The sequence below is a fragment of the Pseudomonas sp. BCRC 81390 genome (assembly GCF_030341915.1).
GTDB lineage: Bacteria > Pseudomonadota > Gammaproteobacteria > Pseudomonadales > Pseudomonadaceae > Aquipseudomonas.
Genome location: NZ_JATAAG010000066.1, coordinates 835,701 through 855,449, shown reverse-complemented (window position 1 = coordinate 855,449; position 19,749 = coordinate 835,701). Strand labels below are relative to the sequence as shown.

Here is a 19,749-nt window from a genome sequence, read left to right as displayed (position 1 = left end):
AGTCACTCCGAGGTGTGCGCAGGCCGCAATGCGTCCTGCGAAAAGAAGCGCCGGTGCGACAGCACCGGCATGCGCGCCCGGATGGACGCTTGTTCGTCGATGTCGCGCTCGGCCAGCAGTACCGCTTCGCCGTACGCCTGTTCCGCGACGATGCGCCCCCAAGGGTCGATGATCGCCGCATGGCCATGGGTTTCCCGTGGCCCCGGGTGGGTACCGCCCTGCGCTGCCGCCAGCAGGTAGCACTGGGTTTCGATGGCGCGGGCGCGCACCAGCACCTCCCAGTGAGCCGCGCCGGTTACCGCGGTGAAGGCGGCCGGCGCCGTGATCAGCTCCGCACCCGCAGCACGCAATGCGCTGTAGAGTTCGGGGAAACGCAGGTCGTAGCACACGCTCAACCCCAGCCGCCCCACCGGGGTATCCGCTACCACCACCTGGGCGCCATGGGCATAGTCATCGGACTCCCGATAGCGGCCACGGTTGTCGGCGACGTCCACATCGAACAGGTGCAGCTTGTCATAGCGTGCCGCCACCTCGCCGTACTCGTCGATCAGCAACGAACAGGCATGGGCCTTGGCCTCGGGCTGACCGACCGGTGGCAACGGCAAGGTACCGGCGACAATCCATAACCTGAGGTCGCGAGCGGTGCGTTTCAACCATGGCAGGATAGGCCCTTCGCCCAGCGCTTCGGCGCGGCCGATGGCGGCGGCATCCTTGCGCCCCATGGCGGCGAAGTTTTCCGGCAGCACGGCCAGGCGCGTACCGCCGGACGCTGCCTGCTCCAGCAGGGCACCGGCACGTTGCAGGTTGGCCAGCACATCGTCCTGGCTGACCATCTGGATGACCGCTACCTTCATGGAGACTCCTGACGGGATTTCTCGAATGGTTTCACAAATGTGATTCTAGGCTCTTTCCACGGCCCCTCGACACGGTAGTGCACGCTGGCAAAACGCGACACCCGGTCACCAATCAGCCGGTCGACCAGGAACAGCGCCCCGCCAACCGCTGGCGCGCCGACAATCAGCGCTGCCAGCGGCAGGTTGTTGGTCACCGGCAGGCTCACTTGCAGGTTGGCGTCGACCCGATCATTGACCATGTCCAGCGTACCATCCAGTTCGAAATTGCTAGAGGGGCCGGTCACCGCGATCGGCTCGCGGGTCACGTAGACACCATCACTGGCCACCAGCAGGCCTTTGACCCGGTCGTAGGCCAGGCCCTTGTCGAACAGGTCGGAGAAGTCCAGGCGCAGGCGTCGCCCGATCGAGTTGAAATTGAGCAGGCCGAATACCCGCAGCGCCTGGGCACTGCCTTCGACCTCGACGAACTGGCCGGTGCGCAGCGCCGCGTCCATGCTGCCGGAGAAGCGCTTGAGGCCGACGGCTGCCGGCGAACCTGGCCAGCGGCCATCCACATCCAGGCGGAAGTCGCGGCTGGTCACGGTAGGGGCAAAGCCCCAGGCCTTGAGCACGTCGGCCAGGTTCTTGCCGTCCAGACGCCCCTTGTACCAGCTGCCGGTGCTGCCCGGTTCGCCTTCCCAGCCGCCACCACCGTTGATATGCAAGCCTTTGAAGGCCAGGTCGATGTCACTGGCGGTCACGCCACGCGCGGTCGGCCGCAACTTGAGCGATGCGCTGCCGAACAGGTCGTCACCGCGGTACAGCTTGTCGACGCTCAGGTCCAGCGCCGGGACCTTGCGCGGGTCGAACGCGGCCAACGGGTCCGGCCCTTCTTCCGCCTGCTGTTCGGCAGCGCTGGCAGCCGGCAGGCGCAAGGTCTGCATGCGCACCACCAGTGGCGCACCCTTGGCATCCGGCAACCGGGCATTACCGATGACTTCCTTGCTGTCCAGCCGCAGGTCCCACGCCGGGCCGCTGCGGGCCAAGCGTACCACGGCCTGGTTCAGGTCCATGCCGAACGCCTTCAACTGGCCGATGCTCAGGTCGACCCCCTGCAGATTCTGCCGCGCGCTGCCACCCGGGTCGCCGCCAGCCAGGCGCGCGGACTGTTCCTGCCAGGGCGCCAGGTCCAGCGTCTCCAGGCGGCCGCGCACACGCAGGCCTTGGCCAGCCGGCAGCTGCGCATCGCCGGTGCCCAGCAGAAGCTCGCCACGGCCCTGGGCCAGCTTGTCGGCCGGCGCAGCGTAGGCAAAGCGGGCAAGGTCGACGTATGCGGCATCGAAGCGCCGTTCCGGCCCCTGCAACGTCATGCTGAACCGGCTGTCACGGGTTTCGGCTGCAGCTTTGCCGAACGGTGCTGGCAAGTCGATGGCCACGCCCTTGAGGCTGGAGTTGACGTTCAGGCGGTTGTCCCGGCTACCCAGGCTCAGCTGCAACTGGTACGGCAGTTCGCCTGAGGCCGGCAAGGCCTGCTTGAACTGCAACCAGTCGGTCAGCGCCTTGAGCGACACCTGGCCATTGGCGTTGATGCGGGTCTGCATCTGCCCGGGCTGGCCTTCGGCGCTGATCTGCGCCGTCACCGGTTTGCCGAAAGCCTGCAGGCTGATGCCCTTGCCGCTCAGGCCCTTGTCGAAATCGAAGCTGAAGTCGCCCTTCAGGTTGCTCAGCTCCAGGGTTGGTGGCGCCACTTTCAGCTGTGCATTGTGAGTGGCAAAGTCCACCTGCACTTTTGGCCGCTGCCCATGAGCCAGCGGGATGTCGAGCCTGACCTTGCCCTGGAGTGGCCCCTCGCCCTCCCAGCCGGCGAACATTTCGCCGGTGCCGATAGGCGCTTCCTTGAGAATCTTCAGGCCATCGCCGAGGCTGCCATCGAAGGTGCCATCGAGGTACAGGTGGCTGGGCTGGCCCGCCTCGGCATGCGGGATATCGACGCTCACATCACTGACGTTGGTATCGAGCAGTACCCCACGCTGGGCCTTGATACGTACCCCGCTGTCCTCGATCAGCACATCGCCATCCACGTGCTGCACCTGCGGCCAGCCGGGCTGGAAGTCCAGCGCCGCATCACGCACCTTGAAGAACAGGCTGATGCTGCGCGCTTCCGCCGCCGCGCCATGGTTCAGCGAACCCTGGTACTGGAAGTAGCCTTCGTCCACCGTGCCCTTGACGATTGCACTGCGCAACCATTCGTCGAGTGCCGGGCTGAGTACCTCGGGCAGGTACTTGGCGGTGTAGCGGCCATCGCCTTCGGTCAGGCCGACACGCAGGTCCATGTAGTCCTCGCGCCCTTCCTCGAACAACAGGCGGATCAGGAAGTCACCGGCGATCTTGCCTTCCTCGCCCAGCACCTTGAGGTAAGGCGCGACCAGGGTGAAACCTTGCTGGTCGAGGGTCCAGGTCAGGCGCGCATTGGCCTTCTGGTAGTGCCAGGGTTTGGCGAATATCGGGTACAGATGCAGCATGAACGCATCGGTATCCAGGCGCAGCTCACCGTGACCCAGGTCACCGCTGATGCTGCCGCTGACATTACCGGCAGCCGGGGCATTGTGATAGGCGTCGAAGCCGACCTTGTCCAGGTTGGCTTCGAACTGCAGACGCTGGTCTCCCTCGGCCTTGGGCCGGGCCTCCAGACGCACATTGCGCAGCGCGCCGGTCACCTTCAGGCCATCGACCACCGCCATGACCTTGTCCGGCAGTGGCGCCAGGGCATCGATCAACGGGGTCAGCGGCGTGAGGTCGAGGCGGTCGGCCTGCAACCGCCAGCTTTCCTCGGCAGGATTGTCGCCAGGGCGTTGCTGCAATTGCAGGTGCGATTCCCAACGGGTCTTGCCAATATCCATGGCCAGCGAATCGAGCACCACGTCGAAGCCTTGCTCACGGCGCTGGAACCAGGCCCCCACGGCCAGGTTGTTCAGCTTGGCCGCCTGGCGCCCGGCATAAGCGCCCTGCAGCGCCGGAGCATTGAGGCGCACCACGGCCTGTTGCAACTGCCCGGCTTGCCAGTCCACCCAGAACTCGCCCCCCGCCCGCAAGGCGTCGGCATGCCATTGGCCCAGCAGCTGTGGCGGCAGCCAACGCGCCCAGTCGCTCTGCGGCAAGCTGAGGTAGGCTTCGATCTGGCCGTCGCGCCAGGCACTGGCCGAGGCCCGGCTGCGCAGGTTCAGCGCCAAGGGCTGGCCATCGGGCAAGGTCGCGCGCAGGTCCAGGGCCTGGCGCGAAGCACCGGCCTGCAGGCCGGCACTGACATAGGTGAGGGTCAGAGGGTCGCGCTGCCACGGGTGCAGGGTGACCTGGCTGTCCAACACATCGATGCGGCCGAGCTGGCGCAGGCGCTGCAACAGCTCGGCGGGGTCGAGCGGTGCATCGTCCTTCTTCGGCAGGCCTTCAAGCGCCCATTGGCCTTGCTCGTTCTCGCGCAGGATCAATTGCAGGCCGCCCAGCTGTATGCGTGCCAGGCGCACCTCGCGTGCGCTCAGGCTGGCCCAGATGTCAGGGACTACCTTGACATCGTCCAGACGCAGGGCCGTGCCGCCTTCGCCCAGTTGCAGGTCGCGCACCTGCAACACTGGCGCCAGCCCGCTCCAGCGGCCTTCCAGGCCACCTACGTGCACCGGCAGGCCCAGGGCCTGCTCAGCCTTGCTTTCCACATCGGCACGGTACTCGGCCACCAATGGCACCAGCTCGCGGCCAAGGCTGACATACAGCGCCACCAATACTGCCAGCAGGGCGCAGATGCCCAGCCCCCAGCGGGTCAGGGCGACCAGAACGCGGTTCAGACGTCCCATGGCCAGGGCCCTCCAGGTCGTTTGGCGATGATTGCCGGTAGTACCGGTTGGGCCACGCAGGCCCACCCGCGGCGCATTTCAGAAGGACTCAGAGCAGCACCACATCGTATTGTTCCTGCGAATACATCGACTCGACCTGGAAGCGAATGGTTCGGCCGATGAAGGCCTCCAGCTCGGCCACGTTGCCGGACTCTTCATCCAGCAGCCGGTCGACCACCTTCTGGTTGGCCAGCACGCGGTAGCCTTCGGCCTGGTAGGCCCGGGCCTCGCGCAGGATCTCGCGGAATATCTCGTAGCAGATGGTTTCCGGGGTTTTCAGCTTGCCGCGGCCCTGGCAAGCCAGGCAGGGCTCGCACAGCACCTGCTCGAGGCTTTCGCGGGTGCGCTTGCGTGTCATCTGCACCAGCCCCAGCTCGGTGATGCCGATGATGTTGGTCTTGGCGTGATCACGCTCCAGCTGTTTTTCCAGGGTGCGCAGCACCTGGCGCTGATGCTCCTCGTCTTCCATGTCGATGAAGTCGATGATGATGATGCCGCCGATGTTGCGCAGGCGCAGCTGGCGGGCGATGGCGGTAGCGGCCTCGAGGTTGGTCTTGAAGATGGTCTCCTCAAGGTTGCGATGGCCAACGAAGGCACCGGTGTTGACGTCAATGGTCGTCATCGCTTCGGCCGGATCGACCACCAGGTAGCCACCCGACTTGAGTGGCACCTTGCGTTCCAGGGCGCGCTGGATTTCGTCCTCGACGCCGTACAGGTCGAAGATCGGGCGTTCACCCGGGTAGTGTTCGAGGCGATCGGCGATCTCCGGCATCAGCTCGCCAACGAACTGCGTGGTCTTCTGGAACGTTTCCCGCGAGTCGATGCGGATCTTCTCGATCTTCGGGTTGACCAGGTCGCGCAGGGTACGCAGGGCCAGGCCCAGGTCTTCGTAGATGACCGTGGGCGCGCCGCAGGTCTTGATCTGCGTGCCGATCTGCTCCCACAGGCGGCGCAGGTAGCGGATGTCCTGCAGGATTTCTTCAGCGCGCGCACCTTCGGCAGCGGTGCGCAGGATGAAGCCACCGGCGTCCTTGATGTTCTCGCTGTCCATGCAGTCGCTGACCACCTGCTTGAGGCGCTCGCGCTCGGTTTCGTCTTCGATCTTCAGGGAAATGCCGACATGGCTGCTGCGCGGCATGTATACCAGGTAGCGCGACGGGATCGACAGCTGGGTGGTAAGCCGTGCGCCCTTGGTACCGATCGGGTCCTTGGTCACCTGTACCACGAGGGCCTGGCCTTCGTGCACCAGGGCGGTGATGTTCTCCACCGCCGAACCTTCGCGCTGGGAGATTTCCGAGGCGTGGATGAACGCCGCACGCTCCAGGCCAATGTCGACGAACGCCGCCTGCATGCCTGGCAGTACGCGCACCACCTTGCCTTTGTAGATATTGCCGACGATGCCCCGGCGCTGGGTACGCTCGACGTGTACTTCCTGCAGCACCCCGTTTTCCACCACCGCCACGCGTGACTCCATCGGGGTGATGTTGATCAGGATCTCTTCACTCATGGCAGGCTCTCGTCAAAGGTCTTTGGTAATGATGGACGGCGTATGCAGTGCTGGCTACCGCGGGTTTGTTACCTCTGGCGAATGCGCGATGGATTGCCAGCAGGCGATGCCGAATTGGCCGAGCAGGTCGGCCGTTTCACTGAGGGGCAAGCCGACCACCGCCGAATAGCTGCCGGAAAGGCCGGTGACGAATACCGCGCCCAGGCCCTGGATGGCATAGCCGCCGGCCTTGTCCACCGGTTCGCCGCTGGCCCAGTAGCGTTGCGCTTCATCGGCGCTGATCGCGCGGAAACGCACCGTGCTGGCCACGTACAGGCTGTGCATGCGCTGGCAATCGCCTAGGGCGACAGCGGTCAGCACCTGATGCTCGCGGCCCGACAGGCTGGCCAGCATGGCCAATGCCTCTTCGCGGCTTTCTGGCTTGCCGAGGATGCGGCCATCGAGCACTACGGCGGTATCTGCCCCGAGCACCACCGCCGGGCCCGCGATGCTGGCCAGGCCGGCCGTAGCTTTGGCCCGCGCCAGGCGCTCGACATAGGCCGGGGCGCTTTCGCCGGCAAGCGGGGTTTCATCGATAGGGGCACTGACGACGCTGAACGGCACGCCGATCTGGGTCAGCAGTTCGCGACGACGGGGCGAGCCGGAAGCCAGGAATAGCGGGATCATGCAGACAACTCCCTGTCGGTTGCGGCGGCGCCGTCAGTTGATATGCAAGCGTCGGCGCAGGTCGCGAAGGGCAAAGCTGATCCATGGCCAGAGCAAGGCACTGATCACCGCCGACCAGACCAGCGCCAGGGTGGGCAGGCGATTGCCGGTCAACGCGCTGAGCCACAGCTGGATCAGCTGGGCGATGCCGAAGATCACCAGGATCACCAGGCTCTGTTGCCACATGGGGAACATGCGCAGGCGCTGTTGCAAAGACAGCACCAGGAAGGTGATGAGGGTGAGGATCAGCGCATTCTGCCCGAGCAGGGTGCCATACAGCACGTCCTCGGCCAGGCCCAGTAAGAACGCCGTGGTCATGCCGACCTTGCCCGGTACGGCGAGGGTCCAGAACGACACCAGCAAGGCCAGCCACATGGGCCGGAACACTTCCATGAACTGAGGCATGGGCGAGACGCTGAGCAGCAGGCCAAGGGCAAATGTCAGCCAGATGACCCAGCCGTGGTTGCGGCGCGATACAGCCATCATTGCCTCCGAGTGTGAGCTGGTGCGGCAGCCGGTGTGACGGGTGCGGCTGCCGGGGCGGCTGGCGGCGCTGTCGGAGTTGCCGGGGCCGCTGATGTCGCCGGTGTGCCAGCGGCTGGTACCCCTTGCCCGTTTGCCGGTGCCGGCTGGCCAGGTGCCGAGGCGCCCTTGCGGTCAGCTTCTTCCTGGGCGATGGCAGCATCGGTGGCACGCTGCTCCGGGCTGCGCCGGTCACTGAACACCAGCAGCATGTAGCGGCTGCGGTTGAGCGCGGCAGTCGGGATGGCACGCACGATGGCGAACGGCTGGCCAGAATCGTGGATCACTTCGTTGACCGTGGCGACCGGATAGCCGGCGGGGAACCGTTGGCCCATGCCGGAACTGACCAGCAGGTCGCCTTCCTTGATGTCGGCGGTATCGGCCACGTGGCGCAGTTCCAGGCGCTCCGGGTTACCGGTACCACTGGCGATCGCGCGCAGGCCGTTGCGGTTGACCTGCACCGGGATACTGTGGGTGGTATCGGTCAGCAACAGCACCCGCGAGGTATAGGGCATCAACTCGACCACCTGGCCCATCAGGCCGCGAGCATCGAGCACCGGCTGGCCAAGGAACACGCCATCACGCTCGCCCTTGTTGATCAGGATGCGGTGGGTGAAGGGGTTGGGGTCGACCCCGATCAGCTCGGCCACTTCGACCTTTTCGTTGACCAGCGCCGACGAGTTGAGCAGCTCGCGCAGGCGCACGTTCTGCTCGGTCAGGGCCGCCAGTTTCTGCAGGCGCCCTTGCAGCAGCAGGGCTTCGGTCTTGAGCTTTTCGTTTTCCGCGATCAGTTCGGTGCGGCTGCCGAACTGGCCGGCCACACCTTGCCAGGCACGCTGCGGCAGGTCGGTGATCCAGTACGATTCCATGAGCACCAGGCCCATCTGGCTGCGCACCGGCTTGAGCACGTCGAAGCGCGCGTCGACCACCATCAACGCGACCGACAGCACCACCAGAACGAGCAGGCGAACGCCCAGCGAAGGGCCCTTGGAGAAAAGCGGTTTAATGGGCCGTTCCTCGTGGACGACTCAGGAGGTCATTGGACATGGGACAACGCACCAGCCTGGTTGCGGGTTGATGGATACGGCGCCCGACAAGGGCGCCAGCCCAGCACATACAGGTAGCACTGTGCGTGCTACCTGTAAACCGGGCGCTCATGAACAGCGAGCGGAATCACTCGCTGGAGAGCAGGTCCATCGCGTGCTTGTCCATCATTTCCAGGGCGCGACCGCCGCCACGGGCAACGCAGGTCAGCGGGTCCTCGGCGACGATGACCGGCAGGCCGGTTTCCTGGGCCAGCAGTTTGTCCAGGTCACGCAGCAGCGCGCCGCCACCGGTCAGCACCAGGCCCCGCTCGGCGATATCCGAGGCCAACTCCGGCGGCGATTGCTCCAGGGCGCTCTTGACTGCCTGGACGATGGTCGCCAGGGATTCCTGCAGTGCTTCGAGCACTTCGTTGGAATTCAGGGTGAAGGCACGCGGGACGCCTTCGGCCAGGTTGCGGCCACGGACATCGACTTCGCGCACTTCGCCGCCCGGGTAGGCGGTACCGATTTCCTGCTTGATGCGCTCGGCGGTGGATTCGCCGATCAGGCTGCCGTAGTTGCGGCGCACGTAGGTGACGATGGCTTCGTCGAAGCGGTCGCCGCCAACGCGGACGGACTCGGCATAGACCACGCCGTTCAGCGAGATCAGGGCGATTTCGGTGGTGCCGCCACCGATGTCGACGACCATCGAACCGCGGGCCTCTTCAACCGGCAGCCCGGCACCGATGGCGGCGGCCATCGGCTCTTCGATCAGGAACACTTCACGGGCACCGGCACCCAGGGCCGACTCGCGAATGGCGCGGCGCTCCACCTGGGTCGACTTGCACGGCACGCAGATCAGCACGCGCGGGCTCGGCTGCAGGAAGCTGTTCTCGTGAACCTTGTTGATGAAATACTGCAACATTTTTTCGCAAACGCTGAAGTCGGCGATGACGCCGTCCTTCATCGGACGAATGGCAGCGATGTTGCCAGGCGTACGGCCCAGCATGCGCTTGGCTTCGGTACCGACGGCGACGACGCTTTTCTGGTTGCCATGGGTACGGATGGCAACAACCGAGGGCTCATTCAGGACGATACCGCGCTCACGCACGTAAATAAGGGTGTTGGCAGTACCCAGGTCGATGGACAGATCGCTGGAAAACATGCCACGCAGTTTCTTGAACATGGGAAAGTGACCCTGGGGAAAGCGTGGGTAAAAAAGTGCGGCAAACTCTAACAATGGCAGGGATTTTGGGCAAGGAGCCAATATGTTAAATTGGCTGTTTTTCCGAGCAAGCCAGCAGATGATCGCGGCCGATAGACCGCCAGAAAGCTGACATGTTCCTCACTGCGGACCCAAATTCCGTTCTTTGTTTCCCCTGGAGATCCCCATGGCGCTTGAACGCTGCGACGTGGAAAAGATCGCCCATCTGGCCCGTCTGGGGCTGAATGATGGCGAACTGCCACGAATTACCGACGCCCTCAACAGCATTCTCGGGCTGGTCGACCAGATGCAAGCGGTCGATACCACAGGTATCGAGCCCCTCGCCCACCCCCTGGAGGCCAGTCAGCGCCTGCGCCCCGACCAGGTCACCGAGAGCAACCAGCGCGACGCCTACCAGGCCATCGCGCCATCGACCGAAAGCGGTCTGTACCTGGTACCCAAAGTCATCGAGTAAGGGATAGAGCCTGCCATGCATCAACTGACCCTGGCCGAGATCGCCCGCGGACTCGCCGACAAGTCGTTTTCCTCCGAAGAGCTGACCGGCGCCCTGCTGGCGCGCATCAAGCAGCTCGACCCGCAGATCAACAGCTTCATCAGCGTCACCGAAGACCTGGCCCTGGGCCAGGCGCGTGCTGCCGACGCCCGTCGCGCCGCCGGCGAAAGCGGTGCGCTGCTGGGTGCCCCGATCGCCCACAAGGACCTGTTCTGCACCAACGGCGTACGCACCAGCTGCGGCTCGAAGATGCTCGACAACTTCAAGGCGCCGTATGACGCCACCGTGGTCGCCAAGCTGGCCGAAGCCGGCATGGTCACCCTGGGCAAGACCAACATGGACGAGTTCGCCATGGGCTCGGCCAACGAGTCCAGCCACTACGGCGCGGTGAAGAACCCGTGGAACCTCGAGCACGTCCCCGGCGGCTCGTCGGGCGGTTCGGCCGCAGCCGTGGCCGCGCGCCTGCTGCCGGCCACCACCGGCACCGACACCGGCGGTTCGATCCGCCAGCCGGCAGCGCTGACCAACCTCACCGGCCTCAAGCCGACCTACGGTCGCGTATCGCGCTGGGGCATGATCGCCTACGCCTCCAGCCTCGACCAGGGCGGCCCGCTGGCACGCACCGCCGAAGACTGCGCCCTGTTGCTGCAAGGCATGGCCGGCTTCGACGCCAAGGATTCCACCAGCATCGAGGAGCCGGTGCCGGACTACAGCGCCAGCCTCAACGCCTCGCTGCAGGGCCTGCGTATCGGTCTGCCGAAGGAATACTTCGGTGCCGGCCTCGACCCGCGCATCGCCGACCTGGTCCAGGCCAGCGTCAAGGAGCTGGAAAAGCTCGGCGCGGTGGTCAGGGAAATCAGCCTGCCGAACATGCAGCACGCCATTCCGGCCTACTACGTGATCGCCCCGGCTGAAGCCTCGTCCAACCTGTCGCGTTTCGACGGCGTGCGCTTTGGCTACCGCTGCGAAAACCCGAAAGACCTGACCGACCTGTACAAGCGTTCCCGTGGCGAAGGCTTCGGCATCGAAGTGCAGCGCCGCATCATGGTCGGTACCTATGCTTTGTCGGCTGGCTACTACGATGCCTATTACGTGAAGGCGCAGCAGGTCCGCCGCCTGATCAAGAACGACTTCATGGCCGCGTTCAACGACGTCGACCTGATCCTCGGCCCGACCACGCCAAACCCGGCCTGGAAGCTCGGCGCCAAGAGCAGCGACCCGGTCGCCGCCTATCTGGAAGACGTCTACACCATCACCGCCAACCTGGCAGGCCTGCCGGGCCTGTCGATGCCAGCCGGCTTCGTCGACGGCCTGCCGGTCGGCGTGCAACTGCTGGCGCCGTACTTCCAGGAAGGCCGCCTGCTCAATGTCGCGCACCGCTACCAGCAAGTGACCGACTGGCACACCCGCGCCCCCAACGGCTTCTGAGGAATTCACACATGCAATGGGAAGTTGTGATCGGGCTGGAAATCCACACTCAGCTCGCCACCCAGTCGAAGATCTTCTCCGGCAGCGCCACCACCTTCGGTTCCGAACCGAACACCCAGGCCAGCCTGGTTGACTTGGGCATGCCCGGCGTACTGCCGGTGCTGAACCAGGAAGCCGTGCGCATGGCGTGCATGTTCGGCCTGGCCATCGATGCCGAAATCGGCAAGCGCAACGTGTTCGCGCGCAAGAACTACTTCTACCCCGACCTGCCCAAGGGCTACCAGATCAGCCAGATGGACCTGCCGATCGTCGGCAAGGGCCACCTCGACATCGCCCTGGAAGACGGCACCATCAAGCGCATCGGGGTAACCCGTGCGCACCTGGAAGAAGACGCCGGCAAGAGCCTGCACGAAGACTTCAGCGGCTCCACCGGCATCGACCTCAACCGTGCCGGCACCCCGCTGCTGGAGATCGTTTCCGAGCCGGACATGCGCAGCGCCAAGGAAGCCGTGGCCTACGTCAAGGCAATCCACGCGCTGGTGCGGTACCTGGGCATCTGCGACGGCAACATGGCCGAAGGCTCGCTGCGTTGCGACTGCAACGTGTCGATCCGGCCGAAAGGCCAGGCCGAATTCGGCACCCGCTGCGAGATCAAGAACGTCAACTCGTTCCGCTTCATCGAGCGCGCGATCAACAGCGAGATCCAGCGCCAGATCGACCTGATCGAGGACGGCGGCAAGGTGGTTCAGGAAACCCGCCTGTACGACCCGAACAAGGACGAGACACGCTCCATGCGCAGCAAGGAGGAAGCCAACGACTACCGTTACTTCCCCGACCCGGACCTGCTACCGGTGGTGATCGAGGACAGCTTCCTGGAAACTGTCCGCGCCGGCCTGCCAGAGCTGCCGACGCAAAAGGTCGAGCGCTTCCAGAAGCAGTACGGCCTGTCGGCCTACGACGCCAATGTGCTGGCATCCAGCCGCGAACAGGCAGACTACTTCGAAGAAGTGGTGAAGATTGGTGGCGACGCCAAGTTGGCTGCAAACTGGGTCATGGTCGAGCTGGGCAGCCTGCTGAACAAGCTGGGCATCGAGATCGACCAGGCACCGGTCAGCGCCGCGCAACTGGGTGGCATGCTGTTGCGTATCCGCGACAATACCATCAGCGGCAAGATCGCCAAGACCGTGTTCGAGGCCATGGCCGCCGGTGAAGGAGATGCTGACAGCATCATCGACAGCAAAGGCCTTAAGCAGGTCACCGATACCGGTGCGATCGACAAGATGCTCGACGAAGTGCTGGCGGCCAACGCCGAGCAGGTCGAACAGTACCGCGCCGCCGACGAGGCCAAGCGTGGCAAGATGTTCGGCTTCTTCGTCGGCCAGGCGATGAAAGCTTCCAAAGGCAAGGCCAACCCCGGGCAGGTGAACCAATTGCTCAAGGCCAAGCTCGAAGGGTGATTGTTTTACCTCTGTAGTCCTGCGAGGGCTTTGCCCTCGTTCGCGGCTAAAGCCGCTCCCACAGGTACAGCGCCGCTCGCCAGTGCAGCGCCGTACCTGTGGGAGCGGCTTTAGCCGCGAATGGCCGCACCGGAGCATTCGAATTGCTAAAGCGATCCCTGAGCACCCTCGCCCTCTTCTCCCTGCTGGCCGGCTGCGCCAGCCATGACATTGACCCGCGCGGCTACGACCAGACGGGCACCGCCTCCTACTACGGCTCGCGCCACCACGGCAAACGCACCGCCAGCGGCGAACCGTTCAACCAGAACGGCCTCACTGCCGCCCACCGCAGCCTGCCCTTCGGCACTCGCGTGCTGGTTACCAACACCGCCAACCAGCGCAGCGTGGTAGTGCGTATCAACGACCGTGGGCCGCATACCCGTGGCCGCCTCATCGACCTGTCACGTGCTGCGGCGGAAAAAATCGGCATGATCCGTAGCGGAACCGCGCGGGTGCGAGTACAAGGGCTTAGCGACTGACGCGACAGGAGTCCGACCATTTTCGACTTGGCCACCCTTGCTACCTTCAGCCTTCTGCAACTGGGCATTGCCCTGCTGTTGCTGGTGGCTGGCGCCGAACTGCTGGTACGCGCAGCCTTGCGCCTGGCCCAGCGCCTGCACGTACGCCCACTGATCATCGGCCTGAGCCTGGTCGCCTTCGGCAGTACCGCGCCGCAACTGACGGTGAGCCTGCAGGCCGCCTACCAGGGGGCGCCGGATGTGGCCGTGGGCAGCGTGATCGGCAGCAACATCTTCAACGTGCTGGTCATTCTCGGCCTGGCTGCGCTGATCATTCCGCTGCGGGTGTCGCGGCAGCTGGTACGCCTGGACATTCCACTGATGATCGCAGCCAGCGGGCTGGTCTACGGGCTGTCCGCCAACGGCCACCTGGGCCGGACCGAAGGGGCATTGTTGCTGGTGGGCCTGGCCGGCTACCTGGCGACGCTTTGGCATCAGTCCCGCCACTACGCGCGCACCTACCCTGCCCCGGCCACCATGGTCGCCAGCGCCGGGCGCTTCTGGTCAGGCACGCTGCTGCAGGTGCTGGCAGGCCTGGGCCTGCTGAGCCTGGCCGGCCACCTGCTGCTGGAAGCCGCCGTGGAAGTGGCCACCGACCTCGGCCTGTCCGAGCGCATCATCGGCCTGACCGTGGTCGCCATCTGCACCTCGTTGCCGGAACTGGCCGCCGCGCTGATCGCCGCCCTGCGCGGGGAACGGGAAATCGCCGTGGGTACGGTGATCGGCAGCAACCTGTTCAACCTGCTGGCCGTACTGGGCCTTACCGCACTGGTTACTCCCGAACCGCTGTCGATTTCACCCAACGCCCTGGCCTTCGACCTGCCGGTGATGCTCGGCGTTGCCGCGCTGAGCCTGCCGGTGTTCTATTCCGGTTACCGCATCACCCGCGCCGAGGGCCTGGTATTCCTCTGCCTGTACCTGGCCTATGGCCTGCATGTGGCGGCGTTTACCATGGGCCTGCCGCTGGCCGGCCGCCTGGAGCGGCTGATGTTCTACGTACTGCCGGTGCTCGCCGTGGTATTGCTGTACACCACCGTGCGTGCCTGGCGCCGCCAACACTAAGGAAAACAACATGGCTGATAGCGACAAGATCGGCGAGCAGATTCGCCGCCAGGTAATGGGCGATGCGTTCGTCGACCGCGCCCTGGGCAATGCCACTGACTTTACCCGGCCGCTGCAGGAGTTCGTCAACGAACACGCGTGGGGCAGCGTGTGGGCGCGCGACGGCTTGCCGTTGAAGACTCGCAGCCTGATCACCCTGGCCACGCTCACGGCACTCAAATGCCCGCAGGAACTCAAGGGGCACGTACGCGGGGCGTTGAACAACGGTTGTACCGTGGAGGAGATTCGCGAAGCGCTGCTGCATTGCGCAGTGTATGCGGGGGTACCGGCAGCCATCGATGCGTTCCGGGCCGCGCAGGAAGTGATCGACAGCTATCAAGGCTGATTCAGCCTTTTTCAGGCCCCGCCTCTTCGCGGGCAAGCCCGCTCCCAAAGGTATTGCACAGGTTTCGGAGCCTGTGGGGTCCCTGTGGGAGCGGCATGCCCGCGAAGAGGCCAGGCCTGCCTTGCCTATTTGGCCTGGCGAGCCTTCTTCAGCTTGAAAGCCACCCACAGCGCGGCGATCCACGCCGGGATCAGCATCACCGAAATGCGAATCGGCGGGGTCAGGTACATCACCACCAGGATCAGCACAATGAACGCCAGGCACAGGTAGTTGGTCAACGGGTGCCCCCAGCTCTTGTAGAACGGGGTGATCCCGGCCGCCAGCTTGGCCTTGCGGAACTTCAGGTGAGTAATGCTGATGCTCGCCCAGTTGATCACCAGCGCCGATACCGCCAGCGCCATCAGCAGGCCGAAGGCTTCGCCCGGCATCAGGTAGTTGATCAGCACACACAGCCCGGTCGCCAGCGCCGACACGCCCAGCGCGGTCAGCGGCACGCCGCTGCGGCTGACCTGCAGCAACTGCCGTGGCGCGTCGCCCTGGCTGGCCAGGCCGAACAGCATGCGGCTGTTGGCGTATACACAGCTGTTGTACACCGACAGCGCGGCCGTCAGCACCACGATATTGAGGATGGTCGCCACCAGGTCACTGTCCAGTTCGTGGAAGATCATCACGAACGGGCTACCGCCCTGCACCACCTTCTGCCACGGGTACAGCGACAGCAGCACCGCCAGGGCGCCGATGTAGAAGATAAGGATACGGTACACCACCTGGTTGGTGGCCTTGGGGATGCTCTGGCGCGGATTGTCGGCCTCGGCAGCGGTGATGCCCACCAGTTCCAGGCCACCGAACGAGAACATGATCACCGCCAGCGCCATCACCAGGCCAGTGACGCCATTGGGGAAGAAGCCGCCGTACTGCCACAGGTTGGCCACGCTGGCATCCGGGCCGCCATGGCCGCTGGTCAGCAACCAGGCGCCGAAACCGATCATGCTGACGATGGCCACCACCTTGACCAGGGCGAACCAGAACTCCATCTCGCCGTAGACCTTCACCTGGGTCAGGTTGATCAGGTTGATCACCACGAAGAAGATCGCTGCCGTCGCCCAGGTGGGGAAGCCCGGCCACCAATACTGCACATAGATGCCCACCGCAGTGAGCTCGGCCATGCCGACCAGCACGTACACCACCCAGTAGTTCCAGCCCGAGACGAAACCGGCGAACTCGCTCCAGTACTGGTGCGCGAAGTGGCTGAAGCTGCCGGCCACCGGCTCTTCCACCACCATTTCGCCCAGCTGGCGCATGATCAGGAAGGCCATCAGGCCGGCAATGGCATAGCCCAGCAGCACGGAGGGACCGGCCAGCTGGATGGTTTGGGCGATGCCCAGGAACAACCCGGTGCCGATAGCCCCGCCCAGCGCAATCAGCTGGATATGGCGATTCTTCAGCCCGCGCTGCAAGCGCTCGGGCGTGCTCTGGTCTTGCATGAAGTGTCCTTTAGCTCAGTGAGGCAGTGTTGTTGTGTTATTTGCAGTGAAGGATCTAGATCCATCCGCCCCACTGCAAGATGAAAATGCCAATGTTGGTGGTGATCGCCGCCATCAGCGTGGTAACGACGATGATCGATGCGGCGAGCTCATGGTTGCCGTTGGCTGCCCGCGCCATGACGTAGCTGGCTGCTGCGGTCGGGCTCCCGATGTACAGGAACAGGATGCCCAGTTCGGCACCACGGAAGCCGCAGAGCCAGGCGCCCAAGGTGCCGACCAGCGGCAGCCAGACCATTTTCACCAGGCTGGCGTCGATGGCCAGCCTGCCGCTGTCGCGCAGCGCCGCCAGCGACAGGGTGCCACCGATGCAGATCAGCGCCAGCGGCAAGGTCATCTGCGCCAGATAGTCGCCCGAAGTAAGCAGCCAGTTGGGCAGCGGCACCTGGCCGTAGGCCATCGGCGTGGCCACCAGTACGCTGATGATCAATGGGTTGCTGAAGATGCTCTTGCAGATGCTCCAAGGGTCGGACTTCAGGTCCGGGCTGTACACCGCCAGCACCACCGCCGACAGCGAGTTGTACAGCAGGATCACCAGGCCGGCGAGCACCGCCCCCAGGGAAATACCGTAGTCGCCGTACAGGCTGGCGGCCAGGGCCAGGCCGATCACACCGTTGTTGCCACGGAAGGCGCCCTGGGTGTAGATGCCCCGGTCCGACTCGGGGCAGCGCCAGATGGCCAGGCCCCAGGCGATGGCGAAACCGACCAGAGTGGCAGCGATGAAATACAGCAGAACCCCGGGTTTGACCGCAGCGCCCAGGTCAGCGTGGTAGATGCCGAGGAACAACAGCGCCGGCATGCACACGTTGAACACCAGCTGCGAAGCGACGCGGTTGAAGTTGTCATCGATCAGGCGGATGCGTTTGAGCAGCACACCCATGAACAGCATGGCGAAGACCGGTGCCGTGATGTTCAGCGTCTGGATAAGAAGGGCGAGCATGCGCAAGCGATCCTGGAGGAGTTGCCGTTAGGCGGCTAATGATACGCCAACGCGTCAGGAAATGCGGAGATCAGGGGGGCTTGTAAAGAAGTTTATGTCAGGAGCGGCCCTGTCACCGGCAAGCCAGCCCTCACTGGGTACCCACAAGTTGCGAAACCTGTGCCGTACCTGTGGCAGCTGGCTTGCCGGCGCTCAGGGGCGCTACTGGCAAAGCCAATCAGCGCCGGACCGGGCGCTTCTGCAGCTTGCGCTGCAAGGTCCGGCGGTGCATGCCCAGCGCCCGCGCGGTGGCCGAGATATTGCCTTCGTGCTCGTTCAGCACACGCTGGATGTGCTCCCACTGCAGGCGGTCGACCGACATCGGGTTTTCCGGCACCAGGGTATCCAGGTCGGTGTGTTCCGACAGTAGCGCCGCCAACACATCATCGGCGTCGGCCGGTTTGCACAGGTAGTTGCAGGCGCCACGCTTGACCGCTTCCACGGCAGTGGCAATGCTCGAGTAGCCGGTCAGGATCACCACGCGCATTTCCGGGTCCAGTTCCAGCAGCTTGGGCAGCAGCACCAGGCCGGAGTCGCCGTCCATCTTGAGGTCCAGCGTGGCGTAGTCCGGCAAGTCCTGCTGGGCCAGCAGCAAGCCCTCCTCGGCCGAACTGGCGGTGCTCACGCGGAACCCACGGCGGCTCATGGCACGGGCCATGACCCGGGTGAAGGTGGCATCGTCGTCCACCAGCAGCAGGTGCGGAAGCTCTTCGCTTTCGACCTGGTTTTCTTCGCTCATCATTCATCTCCTCGCTTGCCATGGGGCAGGCGCAGTTCGGTCAGGGTGCCACCCTGTTCATGACTATAGAGTTTCACCGAACCGCCCGCACGGGTCACGCTGGCCTTGCTCAAGAACAGGCCAAGGCCGAAGCCTTTGCCCTTGGTGGTAATGAAGGGTTTGCCGATGGCTTCGGCAATGGCCGGCGGCACGCCAGGGCCATGGTCGCGGATGCTGATGACGATGTCGTGGGCGTCCCAGTCCAGGCGCACTTCGAGATCATCGGGGCAGGCATCTGCGGCATTGTTCAGCAGGTTCAGCAGCGCCTGGGTCAGGTCGGGTGGCGGGGTCAGGCGCGGTACCTGGCCGTCGCGCAGGCGCTGGAAGCGGTAGCTGGCCTCCGGACGCATCAGGTGCCAGCGGTTGAGCGCTTCGTCGAGCCAGGCAGTCACGTCCTGCTCCACCACCGCCAGGCGCCGATTGGCCTCGGCGGCACGCACCAGCTGTTGCAGGGTTTCCTTGCACAGCTTCACCTGGTCCTGGAGGATCTGCAGGTCTTCCTGCAGCAGCGGGTCGGCGTGGTCCTGGCGCATTTCGTTGAGCAACACGCTCATGGTCGCCAGCGGCGTGCCCAGCTCATGGGCCGCGCCGGCGGCCTGGGTGGCCACGGCCAGCAGCTGTTCATCGCGCAGGCTTTCCTCGCGCCGCTCGGAGCGCAGCTGCTCCTGCCGGCGCAACTCTTCGGCCATGCGTGCGGCAAAGAAGGTGATCACTGCGGCGGCCAGGGCGATGCTCAGCCACATGCCATAGACCTGCATCTTGTCCCGCGCCATCGGCAAGCCTTCAAGCGGGTAGAACTGCACCAGCAGCAGGCTGTAGGCGGTCAGCGCAATGCCGGAAAGAATCAGCGAATACAGCCACGGCAAGGTCACCGCAGCGATCGCCAGCGGCACCAGGTAATACGAGACGAACGGGTTGGTCGAACCACCGGAGTAGTACAACAAGGCACTGTGGATCAGCAGGTCACAGGCCAGCTGCAGGGCATACTCCAGCTCGGTGACCGGCAGTGACAGGCGCAGGCGCAGGGCCGTGAACGCACACAGCAGCGAGGACAGGGCCAAGGTGCCGGCCAGCGACAGCCAGGGCAGCGGCAGCAGTTCGGTCCAGTAGGCGACACCCACGGAGCCGGCCTGGGCAGCCAGGACCAGGACCCGAATGACGGTCAGGCGCCAGAGGTTCTGGCGAGTAGCGGACAGCGGTTGTACGGCGGCGAGCATGAGCTCTCCCGATGAGTGCTCCAGAAAAATCGGCTGGAGTATACCGAAGCCTGGCACCTCGCTGCAGCGATGCGGCAACGCGCCACACTTTGTCACAAGTCCATGATGGCACTTTTGAACCCACTACACTGTTGCCGGTCTGAAGGCCCAT

At 64.6% G+C, this 19,749-nt stretch carries 17 protein-coding genes; 6 read left to right on the top strand and 11 right to left on the bottom strand.

What is annotated here, in order from left to right:
- Nucleotides 1–2 precede the first annotated feature (2 nt).
- From QSV36_RS20590 to mreB, 7 genes are all read right to left on the bottom strand, one after another.
- Nucleotides 3–854, bottom strand: coding sequence for a carbon-nitrogen hydrolase family protein (locus QSV36_RS20590; protein WP_289133949.1), 852 nt, complete (start codon nucleotides 852–854; stop codon nucleotides 3–5).
- Nucleotides 851–4,678 (bottom strand): YhdP family protein, encoded by a 3,828-nt coding sequence (locus tag QSV36_RS20585; protein ID WP_289133948.1) that lies wholly within the window; start codon nucleotides 4,676–4,678, stop codon nucleotides 851–853. Before QSV36_RS20585 ends, QSV36_RS20590 begins: the two co-directional genes overlap by 4 nt.
- 88 nt (nucleotides 4,679–4,766) lie before the next feature.
- The gene (rng, locus tag QSV36_RS20580; protein WP_289133946.1) at nucleotides 4,767–6,224 is read right to left on the bottom strand and encodes a ribonuclease G; all 1,458 of its coding nucleotides are present in this window, start codon (nucleotides 6,222–6,224) and stop codon (nucleotides 4,767–4,769) included.
- Between the two features lie 54 nt (nucleotides 6,225–6,278).
- On the bottom strand, nucleotides 6,279–6,890 hold the full coding sequence (locus QSV36_RS20575; protein WP_289133944.1) for a Maf family protein: 612 nt from the start codon (nucleotides 6,888–6,890) through the stop codon (nucleotides 6,279–6,281).
- Between the two features lie 33 nt (nucleotides 6,891–6,923).
- Nucleotides 6,924–7,412 (bottom strand): rod shape-determining protein MreD, encoded by a 489-nt coding sequence (gene mreD, locus QSV36_RS20570; RefSeq protein ID WP_289133942.1) that lies wholly within the window; start codon nucleotides 7,410–7,412, stop codon nucleotides 6,924–6,926.
- Nucleotides 7,412–8,428: a rod shape-determining protein MreC gene (gene mreC / locus QSV36_RS20565; protein WP_502945726.1), complete on the bottom strand. Its 1,017-nt coding sequence runs from the start codon at nucleotides 8,426–8,428 to the stop codon at nucleotides 7,412–7,414. The genes mreD and mreC overlap by 1 nt, the downstream gene beginning before the upstream one ends.
- A gap of 196 nt (nucleotides 8,429–8,624) precedes the next feature.
- Entirely contained in the window at nucleotides 8,625–9,662 is a 1,038-nt protein-coding gene (gene mreB / locus QSV36_RS20560) for a rod shape-determining protein MreB (protein ID WP_003255163.1), read from the bottom strand.
- A 205-nt stretch (nucleotides 9,663–9,867) separates the two neighbouring features.
- On the opposite strand from mreB, the gene gatC reads away from it, so the two are divergent.
- From gatC to QSV36_RS20530, 6 genes are all read left to right on the top strand, one after another.
- Entirely contained in the window at nucleotides 9,868–10,155 is a 288-nt protein-coding gene (gene gatC / locus QSV36_RS20555; RefSeq protein WP_003255165.1) for an Asp-tRNA(Asn)/Glu-tRNA(Gln) amidotransferase subunit GatC, read from the top strand.
- Nucleotides 10,156–10,170: 15 nt separating this feature from the next.
- A complete protein-coding gene (gene gatA, locus QSV36_RS20550) occupies nucleotides 10,171–11,622 on the top strand; it encodes an Asp-tRNA(Asn)/Glu-tRNA(Gln) amidotransferase subunit GatA (RefSeq protein ID WP_289133940.1) in 1,452 nt (483 codons plus the stop codon).
- Nucleotides 11,623–11,633: 11 nt separating this feature from the next.
- Nucleotides 11,634–13,079: an Asp-tRNA(Asn)/Glu-tRNA(Gln) amidotransferase subunit GatB gene (gene gatB / locus QSV36_RS20545; protein ID WP_263975016.1), complete on the top strand. Its 1,446-nt coding sequence runs from the start codon at nucleotides 11,634–11,636 to the stop codon at nucleotides 13,077–13,079.
- A gap of 143 nt (nucleotides 13,080–13,222) precedes the next feature.
- Nucleotides 13,223–13,597, top strand: coding sequence for a septal ring lytic transglycosylase RlpA family protein (locus QSV36_RS20540; RefSeq protein WP_289133939.1), 375 nt, complete (start codon nucleotides 13,223–13,225; stop codon nucleotides 13,595–13,597).
- A gap of 60 nt (nucleotides 13,598–13,657) precedes the next feature.
- Nucleotides 13,658–14,698 (top strand): calcium/sodium antiporter, encoded by a 1,041-nt coding sequence (locus QSV36_RS20535; RefSeq protein WP_289134244.1) that lies wholly within the window; start codon nucleotides 13,658–13,660, stop codon nucleotides 14,696–14,698.
- Between the two features lie 10 nt (nucleotides 14,699–14,708).
- Complete coding sequence (locus QSV36_RS20530) at nucleotides 14,709–15,083, top strand: carboxymuconolactone decarboxylase family protein (RefSeq protein ID WP_289133938.1); 375 nt, start codon at nucleotides 14,709–14,711, stop codon at nucleotides 15,081–15,083.
- Between the two features lie 125 nt (nucleotides 15,084–15,208).
- On the opposite strand, the gene QSV36_RS20525 is transcribed toward QSV36_RS20530, so the two are convergent.
- From QSV36_RS20525 to QSV36_RS20510, 4 genes are all read right to left on the bottom strand, one after another.
- A complete protein-coding gene (locus QSV36_RS20525) occupies nucleotides 15,209–16,567 on the bottom strand; it encodes an amino acid permease (RefSeq protein ID WP_289133937.1) in 1,359 nt (452 codons plus the stop codon).
- 55 nt (nucleotides 16,568–16,622) lie between these two features.
- Nucleotides 16,623–17,564, bottom strand: a complete 942-nt coding sequence (locus tag QSV36_RS20520) for an AEC family transporter (RefSeq protein ID WP_289133936.1) — start codon at nucleotides 17,562–17,564, stop codon at nucleotides 16,623–16,625.
- Nucleotides 17,565–17,781: 217 nt separating this feature from the next.
- A complete protein-coding gene (locus QSV36_RS20515; RefSeq protein WP_186673416.1) occupies nucleotides 17,782–18,342 on the bottom strand; it encodes a response regulator transcription factor in 561 nt (186 codons plus the stop codon).
- A complete protein-coding gene (locus QSV36_RS20510; RefSeq protein WP_170028387.1) occupies nucleotides 18,342–19,598 on the bottom strand; it encodes an ATP-binding protein in 1,257 nt (418 codons plus the stop codon). The genes QSV36_RS20515 and QSV36_RS20510 overlap by 1 nt, the downstream gene beginning before the upstream one ends.
- Between the last annotated feature and the right edge of the window lie 151 nt (nucleotides 19,599–19,749).